At 48.4% G+C, this 11,665-nt stretch carries 10 protein-coding genes; all 10 read left to right on the top strand.

The features are described 5' to 3' along the window. Nucleotides 1-105: 105 nt before the first annotated feature. The 10 genes from AC4E8D_RS30215 (at nt 106) to AC4E8D_RS30170 (ending at nt 11,600) form a co-directional block, all read left to right on the top strand. Entirely contained in the window at nt 106-1,425 is a 1,320-nt protein-coding gene (locus AC4E8D_RS30215; protein ID WP_490205626.1) for an extracellular solute-binding protein, read from the top strand. A 38-nt stretch (nt 1,426-1,463) separates the two neighbouring features. Continuing rightward, nucleotides 1,464-2,345 carry a carbohydrate ABC transporter permease gene (locus tag AC4E8D_RS30210; RefSeq protein ID WP_036606643.1) on the top strand — a complete coding sequence of 294 codons (882 nt, stop codon included), beginning with the start codon at nt 1,464-1,466 and terminating at the stop codon, nt 2,343-2,345. A gap of 194 nt (nt 2,346-2,539) precedes the next feature. After that, nucleotides 2,540-3,403: a carbohydrate ABC transporter permease gene (locus AC4E8D_RS30205; protein ID WP_211084711.1), complete on the top strand. Its 864-nt coding sequence runs from the start codon at nt 2,540-2,542 to the stop codon at nt 3,401-3,403. Between the two features lie 237 nt (nt 3,404-3,640). After that, a complete protein-coding gene (locus tag AC4E8D_RS30200) occupies nt 3,641-5,050 on the top strand; it encodes an MATE family efflux transporter (RefSeq protein WP_221819799.1) in 1,410 nt (469 codons plus the stop codon). Between the two features lie 253 nt (nt 5,051-5,303). Beyond that, nucleotides 5,304-6,182, top strand: coding sequence for a helix-turn-helix transcriptional regulator (locus AC4E8D_RS30195; RefSeq protein WP_449003714.1), 879 nt, complete (start codon nt 5,304-5,306; stop codon nt 6,180-6,182). Between the two features lie 251 nt (nt 6,183-6,433). Next, complete coding sequence (locus AC4E8D_RS30190; RefSeq protein WP_490205625.1) at nt 6,434-7,144, top strand: response regulator transcription factor; 711 nt, start codon at nt 6,434-6,436, stop codon at nt 7,142-7,144. After that, nucleotides 7,141-8,646, top strand: coding sequence for a sensor histidine kinase (locus AC4E8D_RS30185; protein ID WP_490205624.1), 1,506 nt, complete (start codon nt 7,141-7,143; stop codon nt 8,644-8,646). The genes AC4E8D_RS30190 and AC4E8D_RS30185 overlap by 4 nt, the downstream gene beginning before the upstream one ends. A 60-nt stretch (nt 8,647-8,706) precedes the next feature. Then, the gene (locus AC4E8D_RS30180) at nt 8,707-9,813 is read left to right on the top strand and encodes a TolB family protein (protein WP_490205623.1); all 1,107 of its coding nucleotides are present in this window, start codon (nt 8,707-8,709) and stop codon (nt 9,811-9,813) included. A gap of 239 nt (nt 9,814-10,052) precedes the next feature. Next, the gene (gene trhO, locus AC4E8D_RS30175; RefSeq protein WP_237177890.1) at nt 10,053-10,940 is read left to right on the top strand and encodes an oxygen-dependent tRNA uridine(34) hydroxylase TrhO; all 888 of its coding nucleotides are present in this window, start codon (nt 10,053-10,055) and stop codon (nt 10,938-10,940) included. Between the two features lie 12 nt (nt 10,941-10,952). Continuing rightward, nucleotides 10,953-11,600, top strand: coding sequence for a helix-turn-helix transcriptional regulator (locus tag AC4E8D_RS30170; protein WP_221819786.1), 648 nt, complete (start codon nt 10,953-10,955; stop codon nt 11,598-11,600). Nucleotides 11,601-11,665: the final 65 nt, after the last annotated feature.

The following is an 11,665-nucleotide window of genomic DNA, read 5'->3' as shown; positions in this document are numbered from 1 at the left end:
AGTGGAGTTTTTCCAAATTGTTCTGGTCTTATAGAGGCAATAGGCCCGTGCTACAATTTGGTTAAAGCGGTTACATTAACCGAAAAAACCAAGGGGGTTGGGATTATGAGCAAAAAGACGATGGCCATTCTTCTGTCATGGACGCTGGTTCTCGCCGTAATTTTATCCGGATGTAACAGTTCAAGTTCGGATGAAGAGGGTGAAACAGGCAGCAACGGCACAGATGGGAAAGTAACCCTCAAATTCATGCACCTCTGGCCAGCAGGCAGCTCCGCACAGCAAAACAAATTGGTCAACGATATCATCAAGCAGTATCAAACGGATCATCCGAATGTAACCATTAAGCAGGAAGTGCTGGAGAATGAACAATATAAGAACAAATTGAAAATCCTGTCGGCATCCAATGAACTTCCCGATGTGGGTGTAACTTGGGCTGCCGGATTTCTGGAGCCTTATGTAAAGGGGAACCTGTTCGCACCGGTCGATGATCTGCTGAGCGACTCGCTGGGCGAGAAATTCATAGCCGGAACAACAGAAGCTTATGCCATAGACGGCAAAACATATGCATTACCAATTGAGTTGAATATCTCTCCCATTTATTATAACAAAGCCATTTTTGCAAAATATAACTTGCAGCCGCCAGCAACGTACGATGAATTCCTGAGTGTGCTGAAGACACTGACAGAGAACGGTGAGGTGCCGATCGCACTGGGCAATAAAGACCGTTGGACCGGCTCACTCTGGTATATGTATCTGGCGAATCGGTTAGGTGGAGATGCACTGGAAAAGGCCATCAATGGCTCTGGCAAGTTTGACGATCCTGCGCTGACTCAAGCTGCCGCCGAGGTACAAAGACTGGTGGATATGAATGCTTTCAACAAAGGCTTCAACGGGTTGTCTAACGATGAGGGCAAATCCGAATTCATGAACGAAAAAGCTGCCATGTATCTGATGGGCACCTGGGAACTGCCAAACTTCACGACTAACCCGGACATCCCGCAGGAATTCAAGGACAAGATCGGATTTTTCAAATTCCCAACGATGGAAGATGGCAAGAGTGATATTAACAGCTGGGTAGGTGGTCCAGGCGTAGGACTGTTCGTGGCCCAGAACTCCAAAGTGAAGGAAGAAGCGCAGAAGTTCGTGCAATACTTTGTAGAAAAATGGGGTGAAAGTTCGGTAACTGAAGCAGGCGTCATCCCGGCAACCAAAGTGGATACGGCTGCAGTACAGCTGCCACAGCTTTACATCGACCTGCTGAACGAATTGAATCAGGCCAGCAGTCTCACGCTCTTTGCAGACGTACAGATGAAACCGGCAGCCGCTCAGGCACATCTGGACATGATTCAGGCGTTGTTTGGCAAAGCGGTAACACCGGAGGACTTTGTGAAGAATCATCAGGCTGCGATTGATAAAGGCAATTGACGTACACGTGCTTGAACGCTTGAAGGGAGGATAATGTGATGGACAAAGTCATGTCCAACCGTCTCGTTGCTGCGTTGTACGTGCTTCCTGCACTGCTTCTGCTGCTGGTCTTGGTCTATATCCCGATCGTGCTCACCGGGTATTATGGGTTGATGCAATGGGACGGGATCGGTGCAATGACCTTTATTGGATTAGATAATTACGCCAGACTGCTTCAAGACGGGACATTCTGGCAGAGTGCGAACCATACTTTTTTGCTTGCTTTGTTCTCTGCGCTGAGTCTGATCGGTTATCTGATGATCGCTTTGGTGCTGTCAGGCAAGATCAAGGGGGCCAATCTGTTCCGCAAAATATATTTGATCCCGATGCTGCTGTCTTCGGTCGCGATCGCCCAGTTATGGCTGAAGATCTATCATCCCAGCAATGGTGTACTGAACACCTTTCTGGAAGCGATCGGCTTCAGCAATCCGCCAGCCTGGCTGGCGGAGCCATCCCTGGTGCTGTATGCACTGTTCGTACCGATTCTATGGCAGTATGCAGGCTTCTATATTTTGATCTATTATGCGGCCCTCAAAAATATTCCGGAATCTCTGGTGGAAGCGGCCCGGATTGACGGGGCAAGCCCGTGGCAGATCGCTTTTCGAATCAAGCTGCCGCTAATTACTGAAGTCATCAAGGTGACCGTTGTACTAGCTGTGGTGGGCTCGCTCAAGTATTTTGACCTCATCTACGTCATGACCGATGGCGGACCGAATGGCTCCAGCGAAGTGATGGCCTCCTATATGTATCGTCAGGCGTTCCGTAGCTTCGACTTTGGTTACGGCAGTGCTGTAGGATTCTTCCTGCTCTTGATCTGTCTGCTTGTTACCTGGCTGCTTCGTAAAGCGACAGCATCCAAAGATACGATCCAGTATTCCTGACGCTAGTTCGTGTCTGAAAACTCGCTGAAGTGCATCTTTTACCGCCTTTTCGCCCCCTGCTGCGTCACTTTCCCTTGACGTGTTCCTTGCTTGGAACGAAAATTCGGCAAAATCTGCCACCTTCGGAGTTTCCAGACACGCCCTAGTGAAATGAAAGGAGGTCCATCCCGGTGAAGACGGATACGGCTGTTAGATTGCCAACTTACCCGGGGACAAGTCGAGGTTCAGCATGGTTAAGGAGATTCGGATATGTTCTGCTGTATTTCCTCTTGTCCCTGGTAGCTTTGCTGCAAATTTTACCCTTGGTATGGCTGCTGTTGTTCTCGCTTAAAAATAATCAGGAAGTATTCGACATGGCGCCTTTTTCCCTTCCTGCGACTCCGCGTTGGGAAAACTATGTCAAGGTATGGACAGAGGGAAATATCAGCTTGTACTTCTTCAACAGTGTATGGATTACGGTGGTCTCGGTGGTGGTTACCGTGCTGTTTGCCAGTCTGGTGACCTTTGCCATTACACGTATGCGCTGGAAGGGTCGTTCGCTGGTGCTGGGACTATTCATGGTGGGTCTGATGATCCCTGTACACTCCACGTTGATCCCGCTGTTCAGCTTGTTCCTGAAGCTTCATCTCACAGATCATCCTTTGTCAGTCATCTTGTCTTATATTGCTTTTAATATGCCAATTACCATTATGATTCTACTTGGATTCTACTACGCGCTTCCCCGGGAAGTGGAAGAAGCCGCAGTGATGGATGGCTGCTCCGTGCATCGGATTTTCTTTCGGATTGTGCTGCCGATGACGTCTTCGGTCATTTCAACAACGGCGATCATCAACATGATCTATAACTGGAATGAATTCATCTTTGTTAATACGTTCATCAGTACAGATTCGTACAAGACTCTGACTGTTGGGGTACAGAACTTTATCGGTCAATATACAACGGATTGGGGAGCCATTGGTGCAACGCTGATGATTAGCATTATGCCGATCCTGATTGCTTTTCTCATCCTGAGTAACCGAATCGTGGAGGGCATTGCTGCGGGTTCTGTTAAAGGTTAAAAGGCTGAGGGCCTAAGGTCCTTCCATTACTTGCTTAAAAGCGAGTAATGGAAGGACCTTTTTTGTCTTCTACAACCTCTGGCAGGCGTACGCAAGCGGGGCTTTATGAAAGCGGTGAAAATACCTATTTATGGAATTGCAAAAAACTTTCAACTATTTTCGCAAAACTGCTGCATTTTCAAACCACCTGTGCTAACATACCCTAAGAATTAAAGCCCACATGGGAAAGGTGAGAAAATGACAGCAATATCCTCAACCAAAGAGTCTCTTCGTTCTGATGCCAAGGATCTGAATCTGATTCGACTGACATGGCCTATTTTCCTGGAACTCTTCTTATTTATGTTGATGGGGAGCGTGGATACGCTCATGCTCAGCTCGGTGTCCGATAATGCGGTCTCCGGCGTTGGAGCAGCCAATCAGATTATTTCTATCGCTATCCTTGTATTGGAAGTCATTGGACATGGTGCTGCGATTGTAGTCGCACAATATATCGGATCCAAAAAGTTAAGTGAAGCAGCACAAGTTACGGGTAATGCGATCACACTGAATCTTATCGTAGGTCTGGTCCTGAGCGGAATCTTCCTTCTGTTCGGAGGACATTTGTTATCACTCCTGAACATTCAAGGCGAAATTTATGATTTTGCCCGTTCGTATATAAATATCGTTGGTGGCGGGATCTTCCTCCAGGCGCTCATTAATGCGCTGGCTGCGACGATTCGTACACATGGTTACACCAAAGAAACGATGTATGTTGCTGTATTCATGAACGTGATTCACGTTGTTGGTAACTATGCATTGATCTTTGGACACTTCGGCCTGCCGAAGCTTGGGGTGGAAGGGGCAGCGATCTCCACGGTGGGAAGCCGGTTTATCTGCCTGCTGATCTTCTTCTGGTTGTTGTATCGTGTGAGCGAGGTACGGGTGGATTTCGAATACTACATCAAGTTGTCCAAACATTTTATTGGCAAAATTCTGCGGATTGGCATTCCGTCTGCGATGGAATCCATGGTATATCATTCCTGCCAGCTCGTGTTCACGCTGTATGTGACCTATCTGGGCGCAGAAGCTATGGCAACCAAACAGTATGCAGGTAATATCTCCAGCTATATCTACTTGTTCAGCATGGCGATTGGTATGGGGACATCGATCATTGTAGGCCGGCTTGTGGGTGCGCGGCGCAAAGACGATGCGTACAAACGTGTTTTTGACAGTGTAAAATGGGCCCTTCTGGCCACGGTTATCATTGATGTAATCATTATTCTGTTCCGTGTGCCGTTGATGAGCATATTTACGGATAATCCGGAAATTATCAAGCTGGGTGCTCAAGTGATTCTACTCAGTCTTTTGCTCGAAACGGGGCGTACTTGCAATATTGTGATCATTGGTTCACTGCGTGCGGCAGGGGATGCAAAGTTCCCGGTATACATGGGTCTGATTTCCATGGTTTGCATGAGTCTGCCACTGGGATACCTGCTCATATTCAAGCTTCATCTGGGGCTCGCGGGTGTGTGGCTTGCCATTGCGGCGGATGAGTGGACCCGCGCGGTCATTATGTACTTCCGCTGGAAGAGTAGAGCTTGGGAGAAACATGAACTGGTGGAGCATGATGACGAAGAGGTTGGTACACAGCCGGTACCGGCTGTCTGACGAAGAATGTTGTGCAAAGATATAAATGAACCTGTTGTAGATCAATGAAGTGGCTCTAGAGTAGCCACAGGGCAGCAGTTTCCCAGAAGAGTCAATTACGGAAAGGATTCCATCCGTGATTGGCTCTTTTTGCATCTCCGGCAGAGGTAAGCAGAAATAAAGATAGCAAAAATGATCAAAACGGCGGTTACATCATTCACGTATAGTAAGGATATGGAAGGGGGCTTTACCTCAGTTGAGCCGTTATCGTGCAATGATTCAGCAAAGTTTGTTCTATATTGAGACTCATCTGCATGAGCAGATTGGACTGGAAGAAGTGGCATCCGTGGCGTTGTTGTCGCCATATCACTACCATCGAATTTTCCGTAATGAGGTGGGCATGACCGTGGTGGATTATATCCGCAATCGCCGGATGAGTCTGGCGTCCACGACCCTCCGATCGACGGATGCGGGCATTTTGGACATCGCTCTGGCATGTGGTTTTGAGAGTCAGGAAGCCTTCACCCGCGCATTCCGCAAATTATATGGCATGCCACCAGGACGTTTTCGCAAATTGTTTGATCTGAAATTATTCGAAGGAAGAACCAGAGGAGGAGAATTACAGATGAATCAGACGTCAACAATTACAGGTTGGATGTTAACGGGAAGTCACCCGCAAAATTATGAGATGGGCATTGATCCAGCCGAAGTGCATCAGGGGAAAGCTTCAGGATATTTGAAGGCCGTTACGCCGATGGAGCCTAACGAGTTCGCAACAATGATGCAACAGTTCAGAGCGGACAAGTATGTGGGCAAGCGGATGAAATTATCGGGATTCGTGAAGACCGAGCGTGTGGATGCTTTTTGTGGATTATGGATGCGTGTGGATAATAACGTCCATGATGTACTCCAATTTGATAATATGCATGATCGGCCAATTACGGGTACGCAGCCATGGAATCAGTATAGTATTGTGCTTGATGTACCGGAGGGTAGCGCGGTCATTTCATTCGGGGTTATTTTGAACGGTAAAGGAAAAGTGTGGGTAGATAGCTTCCGCTTCGAGGAAGTGGATCTGAACACACCGCTGACACATATGGAGACAGAATACGAGATGTCGGACGAGCCGCTCAATCTGTCATTTGAGGAGTAAATGCTGAGGTGATCAATAAGTTATTGCCTAAACAGTAACATGAAACGGGAATCTATAGATCAAGGGCTGATCCAATCACGGGTTGGCTCTTTTTGTTACCTTTAGGGTATAAAGAAAGTAGACCCAAGTCCAAGCTGAGAGAATGCAAGCTTTTCATACAAATTGCAAACTCATCCATAGCTAATTAGCAAGGACCTTGCTAACATAGACCCATAAACTAACTCATGACATAGATAAAGAGGATGAATCCCATGAATAAAAAAGTGCTCGTGGTAGATGACGAATCAAGTATCGTCAGTGCCATCGCTTACGCGCTGCGGCGCGAAGGATATGAAGTAGAGACTGCGAGTGATGGCGAAGAGGCCTTGGTCAAGGTCGCATCGTTTCACCCACAGGTCATGATTCTGGACGTGATGATGCCCAGGCTTGATGGATACGGCGTATGCCGCAGGCTGGAGGACCACGAGGATATCGGCATTATTTTGCTGACGGTCAAAAATGATATCGTGGACAAAATCGTTGGCCTGGAAATGGGTGCCGATGATTACATGACCAAACCATTCGAGATCCGCGAACTGCTCGCAAGGGTGAAAGCACTCATGCGCCGTGTCGAGAAAAGCAGTCCACCACCTGACGATTCGAAGAATCAGGCCATTGTGAATGGTACACTGCGTATTCATGTTGCTCACCGCACGGTGACCGTGAATGAGGAGAAGCTGGATCTGACACCAAAAGAGTTCGATCTGCTGACCATTCTCATGTCCAATCCCGAGCGTGTGTACACACGAGACGATCTGCTGGACCGGGTCTGGGGCATGGAATATGCAGGTGGGACACGGACCGTGGACATTCACATCCAACGTTTGCGTAAAAAAATTGGAGATACGGATCAGCAAAAATTGCAGACCGTATACGGGATTGGCTACAAAGCATCTGCACCTGATACAGGCGGGCCCATATGAGAGTCAGCATCAAGCTGAAATTCAGTGTTTTTCTGGCAGCCTTGCTTATCCTAACCGTGGTTGTGCTTAGTTCACTGGTCCTGCGCGGTATTGAACGCAATCAGCAGTCACAGATTGAAGGTATTCTATCACAGCAGACACGGCTGGTGAATCTGAATGTGCGACAGTCCTACTACACCGAGTCCGTTCATCTCGATCAGGACGTTTTTTTACAGCGAAATGGCCGCAGGCTGGCACAGGAACTGGCCAACTCTACCGGATTGCCAATAGCACTTTATAACATGAAAGGTCAGCAGGTGGGAGCATCCTTCGCCTCCGGTGAGAGTGAACTCGTTCAGGAAACGTTAGACTATGCGCTGCAAAATAAAATTGCCTATCATGAACAAGGGGACACCCTGCTCTACGCTGCACCGCTGGATGGTCCGGATGGACAGATGGGTGCCGTGTGGATACAGTATCCGGTCCAGAGTTACCAAGATTTTTATGCCCGTATCCTTCAACTATTTATGTGGGCAGGGATTGCGGTTGTGGCGCTGAGCTTCATATTAGGTTATCTGTTCTACAATCGGTTTGCCGTTGCGATAACTCGGCTGAAAAAGTCCGCAGATTCCATTCGCGAAGGGAATTACATTACGGAGTCTCCTTTAAAGCGCAAGGATGAGTTGGGGGAGCTGGGGCAGGGCATTTATTATATGAGTACATCCATTCAGCAAAATATCACAGCCATGCATGCGGAGCAGCAGAAGCTGCAACTGGCGATTGAGAAACTTCAGGCGTTGGAACAGCAGCAGAAACAATATATCGGTAACATTAGCCATGAGTTCAAGACACCGCTGACATCGATCAAAGCTTATGTGGAGCTGCTCGACATGTATAAGGATGATCCGCAACTGCTTGATGATGCCACAAGTAACATTGGCAAAGAAACGGAGCGGCTGTACGAGATGGTCGAGAAAGTCTTACATTTATCTGCCCTGGAGAAGTATGACTTCGAGAACCAGGCCGAAGATGTAGAGGTCAGCGCTCTACTGAAGGATGCCTGTGGCCGGATGCGGGGCAAAGCGGAGAAGTTCGCGCTGAACATGGAACTGGAACTTGAACCGGCAGTGATCCGCAGTGATCGGGAGAGTCTTATGCATATTTTCATCAATATGCTGGATAATGCCATCAAATATAACGTTCCAGATGGTGTGATCCGGGTGAAGAGTGAACTGCGGATGCAGGAGCGTCAAGCGGTCATTCGCATCTATAACTCGGGTACGCCGATTCCGGCAGAGGCGCAGGAGAAGATTTTTGAACCCTTTTATACCGTGAACAAAGACAGAGCCAGAAAAACCGGTGGAACCGGGCTAGGGCTATCTCTCGTGAAGCAGTTTGTTGAAAAACAGGGCGGTACAATCACCCTGCTGTTGGGCGATCCAGAAGATGGGGAAGGTGTGACGTTCCAGCTCATGTTCCCTTTGGCTGATTCAAGTTTACAAGTTCGAAACAAGTCTGAATAACTTTGGAAGTATGCGATGTGTATGCTTGGTCTATACCAAGAGAAACCAGGGGGGACCATCATGAATTGGAAACAAGCAGCTATGGGCACGTTTGGAGCCATTGCCCTGTTAACGACAGCGGCATGCGGGGGAACAACGGAGCCGGGGGGCAACGCACAAGGTGGGAAAACGGGCACGGATATTACGGTAAAAGATAATACCAACACGTCCGTGTACCAGAGCTTCAAGCTGGAGAAGATTGATAAATTGCCGAATATGCGCGGAATTGCATGGCTTAGTGATGACTGGATTGTATCCGACAAGGAGAACAAGTCCCTGAAACCCGTCACGGTTGAAGGTCAGGAAAGATACCCGCATAACTTATATATGTATGATCTGACGAAAGGCACAGACACGCCGCTTAAGGAAAGTGAAGCCAGCCTGGGTGCACCGCTAGTGTCACCGGATGGTCAGTACTTATTCTATCGGGAGCCGGAGGAAAATACGGGCAAAGGCTACTTCTTGAACCTGCATAACGGGGAGACAACCCCTGCTGGTAAGGAGGATGGATTCATCCAAGAGGGCGCGTGGCTGGATAATGAACATGTCGTTTTCCCCAATATGAAGGGTGATCTGATCTCGGCAAGTGTAGATGGCACAACAAAGGTACTGGTGGAGACAGGTAATTTCAATGTACGGAGTATCAAGGTGTCAGGCAATATGCTCTATTATATTACAGGGGAAGACGGCCAGTTGAATGCATACGATGCGAAGACGGGTGAAGTGAAACAGGTGCTGAAAAGTGTGGAGTGGGTCATCCCTTCTAATGATGGAACAAGGCTTGCGATTGTGAAAAGAACAGCGGATACCAAACGGGCGCTGGTGCTCACCGATCTGGAAGGCAATGAGAAGGCCACGCTCGCCAGAGGCACGCAAATCTTTGGCACAAGCTGGTCGGGTGATGATACCAAGATTGCATACACCATTAATTCCGAGAATGATAATGAGAAAGGGCTGTTTGTCTCCAATACGGAGTCGGCAGAACAGTTCCAGATCTCGGCGGATATGGACAACGCTTCTGACCCACTCGCCTGGAGTCCGAAAGGCAATAAAATCCTGTTATCGCAGGCGGTATTGGAGAATGAATCGTATCACTTTGTAACCTCTGTCATTACGATCTCAGAATAGGATGATTGTTGCAGACAGATATGTTCCATATCTTTCATCCCTTTCTATACATTTATATTGACTAAGCTGTTCCGCTTCCGATAAACTAGAATGCAGGAATAAAAGTCGAATGTAAGGCAGCAGTTCGAGACGATGTTTCGGGCGGCTGTTTATTTTCTTTTTAACAGTAAGGGTGCAACGTAGTCGTCTTGCCGGATGATCCGGCTAATAACAACATGGAATAGGAACAGGTGATATACATGTGTAACAGCGCGTACCGCGTGCTTTTATATTATAAGTTCGTGAAGATTGAAGACCCTGAGACATTTACACAAGAGCATCTGCAATACTGTAAGGACCTTGGTGTGAAAGGCCGTATTCTGATCGCATCCGAAGGCATTAACGGTACGGTATCCGGAACGCCAGAACAGACGGAACAGTACATGAAAGATATGCTGGCTAATCCGCTCTTCAGCGACATGGTGTTCAAGATTGATGATGTGGAAGAGCATGCGTTCAAAAAAATCTTTGTTCGTCACAAAGCAGAGCTGGTTACGTTCCGCGTGGACGATGACCTTGATCCAAATGTGATTAGCGGCAAACGCCTCTCACCGAAAGAGTTCCATGAACATCTGCAACGTGATGATGTCATCGTTATCGATGGTCGCAATGATTATGAATACGAAATTGGTCACTTCCGCGGGGCCATTCGTCCAGATGTGGAGTCATTCCGTGAGTTTCCGGAGTGGATCCGCGAGAACCTGGGTGACATGAAGGACAAAACGATTATTACCTATTGCACTGGCGGCATTCGCTGCGAGAAGCTGACTGGGTTCATGATCAATGAAGGATTCCAGGACGTGGCTCAATTGGACGGCGGTATTGTCACGTACGGTAAAGATCCGGAAGTACAAGGCCATCTGTTCGATGGCAAGTGTTACGTATTTGACGAGCGCATCTCTGTACCGATTAACCGGACAGAAGAAGATATCGTCATTGCCAGCTGTTATCACTGTGGAACGACACATGACCGATATATTAATTGTCCAACCTGCAACCTGCAGCATGTAAGCTGTGAGGATTGCGAAGAGACGCATAACCGCTTTTGCTCGGATGCCTGCCGGGAGGCAGCACCGGTACACGCATAAGCAGGAGAGCAGGTGCTGATCGTGAAGCGCGAAGAGGAACGAACGACGCGTGAACGGATTTTGTTCATGCTGAAGCAGCAAGGCACATTGACCGCGAGGGAAATGACAGCTGATCTGGGCCTGACCGGCATGGCCATTCGCCGTCATCTGACGGCACTGGAGCAGGACGGATGGATTGAGGTTAGGGAGGCCCGGGCTACGGCCGGACGCCCGTCCTCGGTGTACCAATTGACGGTACGCGGGGACAGCTTTTTTCCAAAATCATATTCCTCCCTTACGCTGGAACTGCTTGAAGAATTGTCTGATTCAGCCGGGAGCGGTGTGGTAGATGCATTGTTCGAGAGTCGCCGGGACAAACTACTTCGCAGCGGATTGCCACAGATGGAGGGCCAGGATCTGGCCGGACGGGTGGAGGAACTCGCGCGAATCCAGAATACCAACGGATATATGGCGGATGCGTCCAGAGAAGACGATGGAACCTACGTCATTACGGAAATGAACTGCCCGATTGTGCAAGTCGCGAGTGTCTACAAGCAGGCTTGCCGCTGTGAGTTGGAACTGTTTCGCTCGCTACTTCAAGCTGAGGTAGAGCGTACCGAATGTTACGCCGATGGCGGCAAAAGGTGCAAGTATGAGATTCGCGAAGCGTCGGGGAATTAACTGGTTTATACAAAGAGATTGTTTCGATTCGTCGAAATAGTCTCTTTTTCTGGTAATGAATTACG

It is taken from the genome of Paenibacillus sp. SRL342, from assembly GCF_984798905.1.
This window is presented reverse-complemented; position numbering and strand designations above follow the sequence as displayed.